Source organism: Mucilaginibacter sp. McL0603 (assembly GCF_049992945.1).
Lineage (GTDB): Bacteria > Bacteroidota > Bacteroidia > Sphingobacteriales > Sphingobacteriaceae > Mucilaginibacter.
In genome coordinates this window covers 2,311,848-2,326,487 of the sequence record NZ_CP188251.1, presented here as the reverse complement: position 1 = coordinate 2,326,487, position 14,640 = coordinate 2,311,848, and the positions used below count along the sequence as shown (strand labels likewise).

Below are 14,640 nucleotides of genomic sequence, written 5' to 3'. Positions count from 1 at the left end.
TATGAAACCTATTCTTATCATTCTTTTCCTGTTTTTGTTTAGTAGTACTGTAAATGCTCAACAACAATTTCAACTTGATGATGATCTTGTATATGCAGTTATAAAAGATCCGCAGGGCTATGTTAACATAAGGCAAACACCTTCAGTAAATGCCCCTGTAATTAGCAAAATTTATAATTACTCAGTTTTTAGCTGTGAATCAAATAAGACCAATTGGTGGAAGGTACTTTATATTCAACCCGATAATCATAGCAAGGCTAATTGGGTAGAAGGGTATATTCATAAAAGCAGGGTGTTAATATTGAATAATTGGAGAACCCCTGGTAAAAAAGACAGTTTAAGTGTAATTGTTAAACAGGCAATATTCGAACCCAAAAAGCATCAACTATTTTATTCTAAAGAAAATCCTAACAACATCAGAAGTGAGTTATCTAAAATAGATGGCAAATTTTTTTGGGGAACGGATGGCGAAATACCTAAAGAAGTAATATCGCAGATAGAGGTTACAATAAAAGGAAACCTGATAAACATTCCAAAAAGTGGTTTCGATGATCTTTATGAACCCCACTTGAAAAATATAAGTATTTGTCATGGTCCTGATAACACAATTTTTATAAGTATGTCAAACAGCGATGGAGCAGGTGCGTATACTATTATTTGGATCATCAAAGACAATAAATATTATGGACGTTACATTGATGATAGTATGGTTTAAATAATTAAACCGTCAAAATTCTCTTATCTTTTAGCTTTCCCCTTTCTGCTTTCACCTTTCACCTCTTACTTCGTATCTTTGTTACCATGAATACAGCCGATTTGCTGCAACGCGCATTAAATTTTGATTTCCTGAGCATGGAAGAAGGTGTGCACCTTTATCACAATGCTCCTACTGCCGATTTAATGTATGTAGCCAACGAGCTGCGCAAAAAGCAGGTTCCGCACGGTAAAGTTACCTGGCAAATAGACCGCAACGTAAACACCACCAATGTTTGCATTGCCAATTGCAAGTTCTGTAATTTCTTTCGCAGGCCGGGCCATGAGGATAGTTATATTACTGATATAGAGACCTACAAGCAAAAAATAGAGGAAACTTTCCGTTACGGTGGCGACCAATTGCTTTTACAAGGCGGCCATCATCCCGATCTCGGCCTAAAATTTTATGCTGACCTGTTTAAACAACTAAAAGAATTATATCCAACCCTAAAACTGCATTCATTAGGTCCACCAGAAATAGCTCACGTGGCTAAACTGGAAGGCATGAGCCATATTGATGTTTTACGTGAGTTAAAAGCAGCCGGATTAGATTCATTGCCAGGCGCCGGTGCCGAGATATTGAACGACCGCGTACGCAGACTGATCTCAAAAGGCAAATGCGGTGGTAAGGAGTGGTTGGATGTAATGCGTGCCGCTCATCAACTTAATTTACCAAGTTCGGCTACAATGATGTTTGGCCATGTGGAAACTATCGAAGAGCGTTTTGAGCATTTGGTTTGGATACGTGAGGTGCAATCAGAAAAACCTGAGGGTGCCTATGGTTTTGTAGCCTTCATTCCATGGCCTTTCCAGGACGACGGTACATTGCTGCGTAAAGTGCGTGGTATTACCAATAATGTTTCGGGCGACGAATATATCCGGATGATCGCACTAAGTCGTATTATGCTGCCTAATATTAAAAATATACAAGCCTCATGGCTAACGGTCGGCAAACAGGTGGCCCAGGTATGCCTGCACGCAGGCGCAAATGACTTTGGTTCTATCATGATCGAAGAAAACGTAGTATCAGCAGCAGGAGCCCCACACCGCTTTACAGCTAAAGGTATCCAGGATTCAATTATTGAAGCCGGTTTTGAACCACAATTACGTAATCAGAGATATGAGTGGCGCGATATTCCATCGCAGATCGAAGAGCAAATAATTAACTATTAAGTTAAAAAGAATCAGGAGCTAAGAATCAAGATTCAGGAAAAACAGCCTTGATTTTTGGTATTCTGGCTCTTGATTCTTGTATCCTGGTTCTTGGTTCTTGCATCTTGGTTCTATAAAAGAAAAGGCCGGTTACTCTCGCAGCTTCCGGCCCTTACATCTACCTATGAAAAACAGCCCTTTATGGGGGTCAGGTAATCAATATCCAAATCCTGTGCCATCTTCCAAAAACCGGTGCTTTAACTATAAACAATGTTAACTTTTAGTACATATATTAATCCAGTGTGGAATTTTTTCCGCCCCGTCTTGCATTTTTTTCCTCATATTACTGTTTCTCACAACAAATTTCCCCAAATGTGTATATCTTACACTTATAGCTAAATTCTTTTATCTGCCTCCATTAAGCATAAATTTGCATATTTGATTCAGATAAAAACTCACTAATAAATTTGAATGGAAAACCCGGAACTATATATCGAGGCCCTTATTTTTTCTTCTGAACAAAGTATCCGTATCGAAGAAATAATATTTTGTCTTCAGGCGGCATTTGAGCGGGATTTCACTAAAGAGGATGTCACCCTCAGTATTGATAATATTCAGAAAAAATACCAGGATGAAAACTTTGCTATTGAATTGGTCAATATCTCCAATGGCTATCAATTTCTGACTAAAAAAATCTATCATCCTGTTATCAGCTTGCTGCAGTTACAGCGGTCAAAAAAGAAACTGAGCCCTGCTGCTTTGGAAACACTGGCCATTATAGCCTATAAACAATCAGTGACCAAATTAGAGATCGAACAAATACGCGGTGTTAACAGTGATTACTCGATACAAAAATTGCTCGAAAAGGAGCTGATCACCATTATTGGGAAGTCGGAAACGGTTGGCAGGCCTATTTTATACAGCGCAAGCCAGCAGTTTATGGATTATTTCGGTATAAATAACCTTGGCGAATTACCTCAGATAAAAGAGTTTACAGACAATTCCGTCTCGATTGGTGAACAAGCAGAATAATTTTCAAATGTATTTTCTTTGAAAATGATTTTAATTATTTTTGGAATAACAATGCAACGTTTCAGAAAAAAGATAATTTGCATTTGACTTAATTTAAATTTAAATTGATTTATATTTCATAAATAGATCGTCGCAATGGAAACGCCAAAAAAACCAGTTAAAAAAACGACCGCTCCTAAAGACACGGCCGCAGACAAAGATGATGAACAGTCAACCGATATGCCTGCGAAAAAGAAAGTTATTGATGATGACGACGACGAGGATTTTGATATGCCTCTTGATGATATCGGTAGATACGAGTCTTTTGAAGGCTACGACGAAGAAGACGATTTTTAATAATTGACAGATCCTGTTATTGATCATACTGCCATTTAAAGCATTCAGGCTAAGCCCCTGAATGCTTTTTTATATATATCCATTAAGCAATTATAAATGACTATTACCGAGGTTAAAAGTAAGTCCGAAAAAAAAGCATTTTTAGATGTGGCCCACGTGATTTATAAGAATGATAAAAACTGGATATGTCCGCTTGATAACGACATCGAAGCTATTTTTGATCCTGCCAAAAACAATTTCTTTCGGCATGGCAAGTGCACCCGTTGGATACTGACCGGCAGTAACGGAGAACTACTGGGCCGTGTGGCAGCTTTCATAAACGACGAAAAAGCTTACAATTATGAGCAGCCCACCGGCGGCATGGGCTTTTTTGAATGCATTGATGATGAAAAGACAGCCTTTCTATTGTTCGATACTGCAAAGAACTGGCTCAAAGCCAATGGTATGCAGGCAATGGATGGACCAATAAATTTTGGCGAGAACGATAATTTTTGGGGACTGCTGGCTGATGGTTTTGTGCCGCCATCTTACGGGATGAATTATAACCCGCCTTACTACGTTGGTTTCTTTGAGAAATATGGCTTTAAAACCCAGTATGAACAAATAACCAACCACGTAGATGCTCACAAGCCATTTCCAGAGCGATTTACCAAAATTGCACAATGGGTTGCCCAAAAGCCCGGCTATGAGTTTAAGCATCTTAAAGCAGGAGAAATAGAGCAATTCGCAGCCGATTTCATAGATATTTACAATGATGCCTGGAAAGACTTTGAAAATTTCGTCCCGATTGCAAAAGCTACCATACTGGAAAGTTTCAGAAAGATGAAACCCCTGATGGATGAGAAACTGATCTGGTTTGCTTATGTAAATGGTGAACCTGCCTCTTTTGTAGTGATATTACCTGATGCCAACCAAATGATCAAAACGCTTAACGGCAAGCTTGATTTGATCGGTAAGCTCAAATTTCTATATTATAAATGGAAAGGCGTTTCGCGTATGCGAGCCGTTGTAATGGGTACTAAACAGAAATTCCAGAAGCATGGATTAGAGTCCGCCCTATTTATTAAATTGAAAGAATATGTCTTACCTTTAAAACAATACGACGAACTCGAACTATCCTGGGTAGGTGATTTTAACGACAAAATGATAGCACTCCACCACAGCATGGGGGCTACTTTTGGTAAAAAACACTTAACAATGCGTTACATTTTCTGATCGGGTTTTAGGCAGATAGGTAGTAATTATGCAGTCTTTGAATGCCTTAACTCCTCAAACAGTTCAATTACCTTCTTTTGCAGGTCAATAACCTCTGCGTCACGATCCATCAGTTTCTTATTAACAACTTCTAGTTCGTTAATAAATTTTTGATCGTTTTCTTCGTCATTAAAAGTAAGTAACTGCACTACAGTCATGTCAAACAAGGTAGAGATTTGTTCAAGCCGGGATAAATTGATATCGGTTATACCGGTCTCGATTTTAGAAAAGGCGGGGATGGAGATGTCTAGTCTTTTTGCAACATCTTCCTGACTCCAGCCATTTTGGTGGCGAAGCAATCTAATTTTTTTTCCAAGTGCTTTCATTTTGATTTAATTTCGATAAGGTTTCTCAGTAGTTAATAAAGTTACAATAAAATATTCATATCAAAACTTATTATTTCTTTTTTTTATAATATTTTTTCTGCCAGGTTTGGAAGATTGATTCCTCCGAAATTTCCGGAGCTCATCATTAACAAATTAGTGTCCTTCATCACTATACTTTCGAGTCTTTTTTGCAGTTCTGCCGGGTCATTATAAAAAACAAGATCCTCCCTTGCAAATGCATCCTTCACTGTTTCAGCAGCATAGGGAGCCATTTTCTTTTGCTCAAAGGTTTTTTTATCAATAAAAACCAGGGCAATATCAGCCTCGTCCATCGTATGTGCATACTGACTTAAAAAGTCTTTATTCAAACTGCTGAAAGTATGAAGTTCAATACAGGCGATTAACTTCCTATCCGGAAATTGAGTTTTTACAGCATGAATAGTAGCAGTTAGCTTAGAAGGCGAATGCGCAAAGTCCTTAAAAAACTCTGCACTTTCATTTTTCCCTACCAACTCGAGCCGGCGTGCGGCACCTTTAAAACTACTCATCTGAGTATAGAAGTCTTCGGTATTAATACCAAGGTTTTCACAAATAATACGAGCAGCTTCCATATTTAATAAGTTGTGCTCACCAAAAACCTGTAGTTGATATTCTTTTTGACCTGCTATAATATTTGTAATACCATATTTAATATTATAAGCAGGTAAACTATAAGGAAATTTCTCAATTTCAGAATGATCAGATTTTACCAGGTCATTCAAAATCGCATCTGTTTCTGAATAGATAAGCTTTCCACCGGGTTGTATGGTATCGATAAACAGTTTGAACTGCTCCACATAATTATCAAACGTTGGGAAAACATTGATATGGTCCCAGGCGATACCACTTATTACACCAATATCAGCTTTATATAAGTGAAATTTAGGCCGCCTGTCAATAGCCGACGATAAATATTCATCGCCTTCTATCACGATAACCGGGGCCTCATCCGTTAATTTCACCATGGTATCAAAGCCTTCCAGCTGTGCACCTACCAGGTAATCAAAATCCTTCCCGGTACTTTTTAGTACGTGAAGGATCATCGAGGTGATGGTAGTTTTACCGTGACTGCCCCCTATTACTACCCGAAGCTTATTTTTTGAGTGTTCATAAATATATTCAGGGTATGAATATATTTTTAAGCCCAGCTCCTGTGCCTTCAACAACTCAGGGTTGTCTGCCCGGGCGTGCATGCCCAGGATAATTGCGTCGATATCAGGTGTAATATTTTCTGGATACCAGCCTTCTTTGTCGGGGAAAAGGCCATATTTTGAGAGCCGTGAAACCGATGGTTCAAAAAGAACATCATCAGAGCCTGTAACTTTAAAACCCTTTTTGTGCAATGCGATAGCCATATTATGCATGGCGCTGCCACCTATGGCTATAAAATGTATCCTCATTAAAAATATTGAACTGTGAAGAAAAGTTTTACAAATAAACGTATAATCTGCATTGCTTAAAAATATATTTATTAAAGTACTTTAGCTAACGGGCAAATACTTTTATTTCAACAACAATACAGGCACTGCCGAATGAACTGTGAGTTGTTGTGACACACTATTATGCAACAGTGATTGGAAAAAACTATACTTATGCGGCAACGCGATCACCATCTGGGCATGGTGGCCATTGGCAAAATTCAATATCCCGTTAATAATATCACGGTCCGTATTAAAGTAATAATGCGGGTGGTACTCTTTAAGCATACCATGTAAAGCACTTTCTTCAGCCAGTTGTTGCTGATCGGCATTTTTATGCTTCGCTTCTCTGTCAATATTTACAACCTGTAATTCCAGATCATGCCGTTGCAAAAGTCGTTTAAGTGGTTCAAGCGGCACAGTATCTTTTACCTTATTAAAATCACAAGCCATTACCACCCTTTTGATCAACTCGTAACAGCAGGCAGGCGGAACAACTATAACCGGCACAGGGCTCAGTTTTGATATATTGATCACATTGCTGCCTATATGGCTGATATTAGCGCTATTGCTTCCGTTACTGCCCAATATCACCAGGTCGCCATGCTCTTTGCCTACAGATTCGATAATAGCCCTCACCAATGGCGAGCGGCTGATACGTACATGGATAGTAACTCCATGCCGTACATCCTTATGCATATGCGTCCTGATGTGTTCTAATTTTTTTATTCTTTCAAGTAACTGTTCTTCTATTTCCTCATCGGTCGGAATGATCATATCCGGGGTTGGTAAAACGCTTTCGTAAACCGATACGTGGTATGAGTGCAGTAAAAAGATATCTGCTACATCTGTTTGATTACTCAGCATTGCGGCAAATTCAGCTGCATGGGTCGAGGTTTCGGAGAAATCAATGGGTACAATATAAGTTTTCATAACAATGAAATTTAGGTTATTTTACATTTGACCATTTTGGTCTAAAAGTAAAATTTATCAAATCTACAAAGACGGAGGTTTATAATTGTCAGTTACAACACATATTACAACAAACCAAATTTAAGAATGTGTTTCAGTATGAATATACGTAAAATTCTTCAAAATGTCTGCCCAAAGTCAAATCAATTCCTTAATCCAAAAACTATTCTGAATCAATAAAAAACAACTTACCTTTACTGTAATAATTTTTATTACAGATGAACGGAAGGTTTCCAATAGCAGTACATATCCTCACCCTTTTAAGCAAAGCGGGGGGAGAACTGTTGTCGTCCGACTACATTGCCGGCAGTATCAATATCAATCCAGCCCTGGCTCGTAAGGAGATCAGCAGCCTGCGTAATCATGGTTTGATAACAAGTAAAGAAGGCAAAAGTGGTGGCTATAGCCTGGGCAAACCGGCAAACCAGATCAGCCTGGCTAATGTTTACCTGTTAGTGAAAACCCAACCTTTATTAGGCACAGCTAAAAACACCCCTAATCCTGCCTGCCCGATTGGTAAGCAGATCAATAAAAATATTGACGAGCTATATGCCGATGTAGATAAAACCATATTGAAAAAGCTCGGTAGTATCAATATAGCTGACTTTAGTAACCGATTAGATTAATTTTTTTTAACATAAACTGTAACATTACTAATTACAATTAAACACTAAACATATGAAACCATCATGAGTTAAAAAAAAATAACCATGCTCATGATAGCTTCATAACCATTAAAAAAACAAATTAAATAATATGAAAATAGCAATAATCGGAGCCACTGGATTTGTGGGCTCAGCCGTTTTAAATGAAGCTTTGCATCGGGGGCATGAAGTAACTGCCATTGCCCGCAATGTCGACAAGATCACTACTAAAAATGCGAAACTTAAAGCAATATCTGCTGATGCAGACGATAGCAGCAACCTTGCTAAAATACTTGCGGGGAATGATGCGGTAGTAAATACTTTTAACGCAGGCTGGACCAATCCTAACCTGTATAATGATTTTATTAAAGGATGCGAAGCCATCCAGCAAGCAACAAAATTATCGGGCGTAAAACGTTTGCTGGTAGTTGGTGGTGCCGGCAGTCTTGAGATTGCTCCCGGCGTGCAGTTGGTTGATACACCTGAGTTCCCAGTGCAATGGAAAAGTGGTGCAACTGCGGCACGAGATTACCTGAACACCATCAAAAAGGAAAAAGATCTGGATTGGACATTTTTAAGTCCTGCAATACAACTGCACCCCGGCAAACGTACAGGTGTATTTCGTTTAGGTACTGATCAGCCAGTATTTGATGATAAAAATCAGGCAGACATATCAGTGGAGGACCTGGCCGTAGCTATTATTGATGAACTGGAAGAAAATCGGTTTATAAAAAGAAGGTTTACAGTAGGATATTAAATCCTGATAGGGCCGTAAAGCATTACGGCTCTATTTTTGAAACCTTGCCGCAACCCATTCTTTCGTTTTTTGGTGGCTGATATACTTCATGCCATATTTGGCTGCTTCCTGTTTAATGATATTCAGGTCTGGATTTTCATAGAAACCACTGAAATAGATTTCCCCACCAGATTTTAACACCTCGCCATAGCGTTCCATCTGGTCGATCAAAATATTGCGGTTAATATTAGCAAGGATCACATCAAATTTTTCCTCAGGAATTACTTCTTTAGAGCCACATAGTGCCTTAATACTATTGATGCCATTTAATGTTGAATTCTCTATCGTGCTTTCATAGCAAACAGGATCGTAATCTATTGCTGTAATATCTTTTGCACCCAACTTACTTGCCAATATGGCTAATATCCCGGTTCCACAGCCCATATCAAGCATCTTTTTATCTTTTAAATCAGCATCCAGCATCAGGTCCATCATCATGGATGTAGTTTCATGATGCCCCGTACCAAACGCCATTTTAGGGTCGATCACGATCTCATAAGGAAATTCAGGCTTTTGCGGATGGAAAGTGGCCCTAACGTATATCTTATCCCTTATCTGTATCGGCTCAAAATTGCTTTCCCATACCTCGTTCCAATTCTTTTGGGGAATGATATTAACTTCATAGATAAAATCAAACATAGCATGATAAGGCACTAAATGTTCCTCCAGCAAAGCCTGGTTAAAATCATCAGACGGAATATAAGCCTTAAAACCCTGCTCTACCTCCTCAAAAGTATCAAAACCAATCTCCGCCAGCTCATTGATCAACAGATCTTGCTGATAGTCCTCAATAGGTTTGGTGGTAAAGCGTAATTCGTAGTAATTCATTTTCTTTAGATTTGAGACGTGAGATATGAGATTTGAGAAATTACTCAGTAACCTCAGCTGCCTGTTCAGGCTTTTTAGTTAAAAGATATAACACAAACAAGTTTACTGCCCAGTAAACTAATTGTACAGCCGTCATAAAAAGCCCTACTTTAATTACATGGTCAACACCGGACTGTTTATCCCATATCGTATAGCTTATACCTGCTGCAAACAGTATGCAGATCAAACAAAGTATTAGTGATGAGATAAACTTACCTGTAGTGGATTTTAAGAAGACTCGATCCCAGATTGGAACCACAATGAGTAACTGCGTGAGTACTGCTACTGTAAATAATAACGGTAAAAAGTATCTATAGTAAGCCATAAAAGCCGTTATCGTCCCCTCGCCCATCTCATCAATCCTCAGTGTAAAATAAACAGAACTATACCTTATGGCTATAAAATATACCGCAAAACCGATCAAAGGCGGTAATATGACTTTTAGCAGCTTCCTCATGTTTGAGATGTGAGACGTGAGATATGAGATTTGAGACACTTAATAGTTTACCATCATGTTTTATGAACGGCAAAAAACTCAAATCTCATATCTCAAATCTCATATCTGATCTTAATTAAACTCTTTCACTATATCTAAAAAGTCGCGGGATTTTAGGGATGCTCCGCCTATCAACCCACCGTCAATATCCGGCTGACCGAACAGATCACAAGCATTTTTAGCATTGCAGCTACCACCATATAAAATTGTGGTATTCTCAGCAACTTCCTGTCCGTATTTCTTGACGATCTCCTTGCGAATAAACATATGTATTTCCTGTGCCTGTGCCGAAGTAGCAGTTATGCCAGTACCAATAGCCCAAACAGGTTCGTAAGCTATTACCAGTTTACCAAACTGCTCCGCATCTAAATGGAAACTACCTTCTTCCAGTTGAGTTTTTATCACTTCGAAATGCTTCTCAGTCTCACGTTCTTTTAAAGTTTCCCCAATACAAAAAATTGGTTTTAAAGAATTTTTAAGTGCAGTATCAATTTTCTTAGCTAACAGTTCATTGGTCTCTCCAAAATACTGGCGGCGTTCCGAATGACCTAAAATAACATACTCAGCACCGGTTGAGTGGATCATTTTAGCTGATATCTCGCCGGTATAAGCGCCTGACTCTGCCTGATGGGCATTCTGTGCACCAATAGAAACTTTGTTATATCCTTTTGCCAGATGTGCCAGGCTATGCAGGTGAATAAAAGGACTGCATACTACCACATGCTGTTTGCCGGTCACTTCATCGTGAACCATATTGATAACTTCAGAAAATAAAGACAAACCCTCTTCGTAGTCCATATTCATTTTCCAGTTCCCGGCGACAATTTTTTTTCTCATGATTGTTTGTTTAGTCTATGGACAATGGTCAATAGCCCATAGTAGTTTTAAATGATTTGATAAATGTTAGTATATATTCAGTCTATGGACTATCGACCATCGACTATGGACTTCTTCTAATATTTCCTGTACTCTTCCGTTAACTCAAAAACCGTTTTTAATATATCTTTCTCTGCATCGTTAAAATCCCTGTGATCCCGGCGTGCGAAAACCTTTTCTGTAGTTTCGAACACTTTCTTCAGCGAATATATTTCATAACCATGCACACCGCCCCACGAAAAATCAGGTACAAAATTACGCGGGAAACCTGCACCAAAAACGTTAGCACTTACTCCAACTACTGTACCCGTATTAAACATGGTATTGATGGCACATTTGGCATGATCGGCCATGATCAGTCCGCAAAATTGTAAATTTGTTTGACGAAAATGCTCCGTGGTATAATCCCAAAGCTTTACATCAGCATAATTGTTTTTCAGGTTCGAATTATTGCTGTCAGCACCGATATTACACCATTCACCCAAAACGGAATTACCCAAATAGCCTTCGTGACCTTTTGATGAATACCCCCAGATTACGGCATTATTGAGCTCGCCACCTACCCGGCAATACGGCCCAACGGTTGTGCCACCATATATTTTTGCCCCCATCTTCACTTGTGATTCCTCACACAAAGCAAACGCACCACGGATATGAGCACCTTCCCACACCTCAGTATTTGCAGCTAAGTAAATTGGGCCATTAGTGGTGTTAAAAGTGGAGCATTCTGAGACAGCACTATCTTCGGCAAAAAAATCATTTCCGATGATTGTATTGGTCTGACTAATGGCAGCGCTGGTACGGCCTTTGGTTAATAACTGATAATCTTTTTTGAGTTCGGTATCATTATTCCTGAAAATATCTTCAGGATACTTGAGCATCACTGGTTTACCTGCATAATCTATCTCACGATCAAACTTCGCACTGGCATCAAATGCCCCGGCATCGCTTTCAGAAAGTTTTACTGCTATAAGCTCATTATCATACTTTAACGCTTCGCCGCCATGCAATTTATAGATCGCTTCAAGCAACTGCTCATCCGGGCAAACAGCGCCGTTGATGAACAAATTTCTGTCCTCAATATTTACAGGGAACTTGGTGCTTAAATAGGCCTGTGTATGATAAGAAAAGTCGAGATCAAGGTATTTACCCCATTTTTCGGCAATAGTTAAAATGCCGATGCGCAGATCAGCCACGGGACGGGTATACGTTAAAGGCAGTAAGGTTTGATGTGCGTTACCGTCAAATAAGATAATTGCCATGGCGCAAAAATAAAAAAAGTCCCCCGATGTACCGGGAGACCTGTAAATATTTTATCAATAACCCAAAATTACTTTTTGTTGTAACGGGTACGGAATTTGTCAATACGGCCTGCAGTATCAACCAGTTTCATTTTACCGGTGTAGAATGGATGCGAGGTGTGCGAAATTTCAAGTTTCACTAATGGGTATTCGTTGCCATCTTCCCACTTTACAGTTTCGCGGCTGTCGATACATGATTTTGTCATAAAAGAGTAGTCATTTGACATGTCTTTAAAAACAACTAATCTATAATTTTTTGGATGCAGATCTTTTTTCATTACTATAATCCTTCTAATAAAAGAGGCGCAAATATATCATTAAAAATCAAAACTAAAAAGCAAAAAATAAAAAAGCTTTTTTATTGATAAACAGCACAATTTTATGGCATTAAAAAAAATAAAAAAAAGTATAACCTTTCTTTAAGTGGCCACGTACAAGTACTTGGTTAATAAATAAGAGATTAAATATTTTTTAATTGGTTTTGAAGAATGGTTAAAATCCCTGGTAGTGAATGGCCGGGGATTTTTATTATTATTCATTTCGACCAAACCTTGTTCTCAACCCTGATTCTTACCGAAAGCATTATCGCATTTAACACGCTAAAAATTATCGCGGTATAATACAAATGAAACACCAGCGGGATAATGGCTATCTCACATACCACATCAACATAATTGGGATGCTTAAATAATTTATAAGGGCCTTTTTTTACCGCGATAGCGCCCGGCACACGGTATATTCTTGTGTTCCAGTAGGTGCCCAGCGAACTCAATACCCAATATTTAAAAGCCAGCAACAATATAAAAAGCGACAGTGCTATGTAGCTGATTGTCTGGCCACCTGTTAAATAATATTCAACCATCAGTGACACGATAAACAAGGTGTGCAATGCCACGATATACGGATAATGCTCACGGCCATATTCTATAGCGCCCTGCGAGAGCAGCCATTTTTCGTTCCGTTTTGAAATATAGAGTTCAGTAAGTCGCTGGATGATAAGAAACAGGATGAAGATGATAAAATACATTAATGTTGTTTTATTTTATTAGTCCGAAAGTCGGAAAGACCGAAAGTCCGTAAGCTAAGCTATTAAATAAATGCGTACAAGTTCTTAGGATTTCCTATCCTGTGGACTTTTAGTCTTTCGGACTTCCCGTCTTTCCCGACTTAATTTTTCATCTTTAACAAAACCATTTCGCTCGAAAAACCTGGCCCCATTGCCATCATTAGGCCGTAGCCGTCTTCAAATCCTTCGTTCATAAACTTTTCAAGCACATACAATACTGTAACGCTTGACATATTGCCATAATTGTTCATCACCGAACGGGTCTTTTGCAAAAAATCGCCTTCTACACCCAAAGCATCGGTATAAGCATCCAGCACCTTTTTGCCACCGGGATGGAAAATGAAGTTTTTGATATCGCTAATATCAAGCCCCTGCCCTTCTAAAAACCTGTCAATATCTTCTTTCACATGTTCATTTATAAACGTTGGGATGTCTTTTGAGAACAGCACTTTAAAGCCGGTATCCTTAAAATCCCAGCCCATTACTTCAAGCGAATCATAATATAATTTACTGCTCGATGCATGGTACTTTACCTTTTTTTCGCCAGCATGATTGTCGCCTTTAACAATGCAGGCAGCTATCCCATCTGAGAACAGGCTTGAGCCGATAAAATTACTTTTGCTGTAATCGTTCCTGAGTAAAGTTAAAGAGCATAACTCCACCGCCACCAACAACACCACAGCATCCGGATTAGCCTTTGCCAAAGCGTTCGCTTTAGCCATACCAGAAACGCCACCACCACATCCCAATCCGAAGATAGGCATACGATTGATGTGGGGGTTAAGCCTCATTTCGTTAATGATCAATGCATCCACACTTGGCGTAGCGAGACCAGTGGTGGAAACAAATAAGATATCGGTTATATCCAACTTATCAATATTGGCTTGTACAATGCAATCCTCTATTGCTTTTACAGACCAGTTTAAAGCCATCTGCAAGTACTCGTCATTTCGCTGTTCGAAGGTATTGGACACGGTATAATAACTCAACGGTTCGCAAAAATTGCGCGTTACGATCTCTGTATTGTCGAAAGCATGTATCAGCCTGTCAACCTGTGGAAAGTTCTCAGCAAACATGGCTCTTGCCTGTTCCTTTGCCTCCTGCTGGGCTATTTTGTGCGGCAGGTCTATTTTTGATACGGATGCTATAAAGGGCATATTAGTTTTTAAGATGGTTATATATAATGAACGAAAGGAGATTTAGTTTTCGCATAAAATCTTATTGTAAGATACGGCCATTAATACAGGTTGGTTGCCATCATAAAAAAAGACCCGTTTTACCGGGCCTTTTCGTGAGATAGAGATTTAGTTGA

The 14,640-nt window shown here is 38.9% G+C and carries 17 protein-coding genes; 7 read left to right on the top strand and 10 right to left on the bottom strand.

The window, feature by feature from the left end:
- Position 1 precedes the first annotated feature (1 nt).
- The 5 genes from ACPPVU_RS10900 to ACPPVU_RS10880 all read left to right on the top strand — a co-directional run bounded on the left by ACPPVU_RS10900 (position 2) and on the right by ACPPVU_RS10880 (position 4,488).
- Entirely contained in the window at positions 2-715 is a 714-nt protein-coding gene (locus tag ACPPVU_RS10900; RefSeq protein ID WP_426671734.1) for a hypothetical protein, read from the top strand.
- A gap of 86 nt (positions 716-801) precedes the next feature.
- On the top strand, positions 802-1,926 hold the full coding sequence (mqnC, locus tag ACPPVU_RS10895; protein ID WP_426671733.1) for a cyclic dehypoxanthinyl futalosine synthase: 1,125 nt from the start codon (positions 802-804) through the stop codon (positions 1,924-1,926).
- Positions 1,927-2,376: 450 nt separating this feature from the next.
- The gene (gene scpB / locus ACPPVU_RS10890) at positions 2,377-2,937 is read left to right on the top strand and encodes an SMC-Scp complex subunit ScpB (RefSeq protein ID WP_426671732.1); all 561 of its coding nucleotides are present in this window, start codon (positions 2,377-2,379) and stop codon (positions 2,935-2,937) included.
- Positions 2,938-3,072: 135 nt separating this feature from the next.
- Positions 3,073-3,273: a hypothetical protein gene (locus ACPPVU_RS10885; protein ID WP_426671731.1), complete on the top strand. Its 201-nt coding sequence runs from the start codon at positions 3,073-3,075 to the stop codon at positions 3,271-3,273.
- Between the two features lie 96 nt (positions 3,274-3,369).
- A complete protein-coding gene (locus tag ACPPVU_RS10880) occupies positions 3,370-4,488 on the top strand; it encodes a GNAT family N-acetyltransferase (protein ID WP_426671730.1) in 1,119 nt (372 codons plus the stop codon).
- Positions 4,489-4,514: 26 nt separating this feature from the next.
- Here ACPPVU_RS10880 and ACPPVU_RS10875 read toward each other — a convergent pair whose 3' ends face one another.
- The 3 genes from ACPPVU_RS10875 to ACPPVU_RS10865 form a co-directional block, all read right to left on the bottom strand.
- Entirely contained in the window at positions 4,515-4,853 is a 339-nt protein-coding gene (locus tag ACPPVU_RS10875; RefSeq protein WP_426671729.1) for a helix-turn-helix domain-containing protein, read from the bottom strand.
- Between the two features lie 83 nt (positions 4,854-4,936).
- Positions 4,937-6,292 (bottom strand): UDP-N-acetylmuramate--L-alanine ligase, encoded by a 1,356-nt coding sequence (locus ACPPVU_RS10870; protein ID WP_426671728.1) that lies wholly within the window; start codon positions 6,290-6,292, stop codon positions 4,937-4,939.
- 102 nt (positions 6,293-6,394) lie between these two features.
- Positions 6,395-7,243 carry a universal stress protein gene (locus tag ACPPVU_RS10865; RefSeq protein ID WP_426671727.1) on the bottom strand — a complete coding sequence of 283 codons (849 nt, stop codon included), beginning with the start codon at positions 7,241-7,243 and terminating at the stop codon, positions 6,395-6,397.
- 257 nt (positions 7,244-7,500) lie between these two features.
- Here ACPPVU_RS10865 and ACPPVU_RS10860 point away from each other — a divergent pair, with 257 nt between their 5' ends.
- Entirely contained in the window at positions 7,501-7,908 is a 408-nt protein-coding gene (locus ACPPVU_RS10860; RefSeq protein ID WP_426671726.1) for an RrF2 family transcriptional regulator, read from the top strand.
- Positions 7,909-8,038: 130 nt separating this feature from the next.
- Positions 8,039-8,683 carry an NAD(P)-dependent oxidoreductase gene (locus ACPPVU_RS10855; protein ID WP_426671725.1) on the top strand — a complete coding sequence of 215 codons (645 nt, stop codon included), beginning with the start codon at positions 8,039-8,041 and terminating at the stop codon, positions 8,681-8,683.
- Positions 8,684-8,713: 30 nt separating this feature from the next.
- Here ACPPVU_RS10855 and prmA read toward each other — a convergent pair whose 3' ends face one another.
- The 7 genes from prmA to ACPPVU_RS10820 all read right to left on the bottom strand — a co-directional run bounded on the left by prmA (position 8,714) and on the right by ACPPVU_RS10820 (position 14,485).
- A complete protein-coding gene (gene prmA, locus ACPPVU_RS10850) occupies positions 8,714-9,550 on the bottom strand; it encodes a 50S ribosomal protein L11 methyltransferase (protein ID WP_426671724.1) in 837 nt (278 codons plus the stop codon).
- 40 nt (positions 9,551-9,590) lie between these two features.
- On the bottom strand, positions 9,591-10,046 hold the full coding sequence (locus tag ACPPVU_RS10845; RefSeq protein ID WP_426671723.1) for a hypothetical protein: 456 nt from the start codon (positions 10,044-10,046) through the stop codon (positions 9,591-9,593).
- Positions 10,047-10,157: 111 nt separating this feature from the next.
- Entirely contained in the window at positions 10,158-10,922 is a 765-nt protein-coding gene (gene tpiA, locus ACPPVU_RS10840) for a triose-phosphate isomerase (protein WP_426671722.1), read from the bottom strand.
- Between the two features lie 116 nt (positions 10,923-11,038).
- Positions 11,039-12,223, bottom strand: coding sequence for a putative sugar nucleotidyl transferase (locus tag ACPPVU_RS10835; RefSeq protein ID WP_426671721.1), 1,185 nt, complete (start codon positions 12,221-12,223; stop codon positions 11,039-11,041).
- Positions 12,224-12,291: 68 nt separating this feature from the next.
- The gene (locus ACPPVU_RS10830; protein WP_426671720.1) at positions 12,292-12,540 is read right to left on the bottom strand and encodes a type B 50S ribosomal protein L31; all 249 of its coding nucleotides are present in this window, start codon (positions 12,538-12,540) and stop codon (positions 12,292-12,294) included.
- Between the two features lie 257 nt (positions 12,541-12,797).
- Complete coding sequence (locus tag ACPPVU_RS10825; RefSeq protein ID WP_426671719.1) at positions 12,798-13,289, bottom strand: isoprenylcysteine carboxyl methyltransferase family protein; 492 nt, start codon at positions 13,287-13,289, stop codon at positions 12,798-12,800.
- Positions 13,290-13,429: 140 nt separating this feature from the next.
- A complete protein-coding gene (locus ACPPVU_RS10820) occupies positions 13,430-14,485 on the bottom strand; it encodes a type III polyketide synthase (RefSeq protein ID WP_426671718.1) in 1,056 nt (351 codons plus the stop codon).
- Between the last annotated feature and the right edge of the window lie 155 nt (positions 14,486-14,640).

Coding starts and splice junctions, on each gene's coding strand:
- mqnC (WP_426671733.1), top strand. CDS start 802: ATGAATACAGCCGATTTGCTGCAACGCGCATTAAATTTTGATTTCCTG.
- ACPPVU_RS10825 (WP_426671719.1), bottom strand. CDS start 13,289: ATGTATTTTATCATCTTCATCCTGTTTCTTATCATCCAGCGACTTACT.
- ACPPVU_RS10870 (WP_426671728.1), bottom strand. CDS start 6,292: ATGAGGATACATTTTATAGCCATAGGTGGCAGCGCCATGCATAATATG.
- ACPPVU_RS10865 (WP_426671727.1), bottom strand. CDS start 7,243: ATGAAAACTTATATTGTACCCATTGATTTCTCCGAAACCTCGACCCAT.
- ACPPVU_RS10875 (WP_426671729.1), bottom strand. CDS start 4,853: ATGAAAGCACTTGGAAAAAAAATTAGATTGCTTCGCCACCAAAATGGC.
- scpB (WP_426671732.1), top strand. CDS start 2,377: ATGGAAAACCCGGAACTATATATCGAGGCCCTTATTTTTTCTTCTGAA.
- ACPPVU_RS10830 (WP_426671720.1), bottom strand. CDS start 12,540: ATGAAAAAAGATCTGCATCCAAAAAATTATAGATTAGTTGTTTTTAAA.
- tpiA (WP_426671722.1), bottom strand. CDS start 10,922: ATGAGAAAAAAAATTGTCGCCGGGAACTGGAAAATGAATATGGACTAC.
- ACPPVU_RS10880 (WP_426671730.1), top strand. CDS start 3,370: ATGACTATTACCGAGGTTAAAAGTAAGTCCGAAAAAAAAGCATTTTTA.
- ACPPVU_RS10855 (WP_426671725.1), top strand. CDS start 8,039: ATGAAAATAGCAATAATCGGAGCCACTGGATTTGTGGGCTCAGCCGTT.
- ACPPVU_RS10845 (WP_426671723.1), bottom strand. CDS start 10,046: ATGAGGAAGCTGCTAAAAGTCATATTACCGCCTTTGATCGGTTTTGCG.
- ACPPVU_RS10900 (WP_426671734.1), top strand. CDS start 2: ATGAAACCTATTCTTATCATTCTTTTCCTGTTTTTGTTTAGTAGTACT.
- ACPPVU_RS10835 (WP_426671721.1), bottom strand. CDS start 12,223: ATGGCAATTATCTTATTTGACGGTAACGCACATCAAACCTTACTGCCT.
- prmA (WP_426671724.1), bottom strand. CDS start 9,550: ATGAATTACTACGAATTACGCTTTACCACCAAACCTATTGAGGACTAT.
- ACPPVU_RS10885 (WP_426671731.1), top strand. CDS start 3,073: ATGGAAACGCCAAAAAAACCAGTTAAAAAAACGACCGCTCCTAAAGAC.
- ACPPVU_RS10860 (WP_426671726.1), top strand. CDS start 7,501: ATGAACGGAAGGTTTCCAATAGCAGTACATATCCTCACCCTTTTAAGC.
- ACPPVU_RS10820 (WP_426671718.1), bottom strand. CDS start 14,485: ATGCCCTTTATAGCATCCGTATCAAAAATAGACCTGCCGCACAAAATA.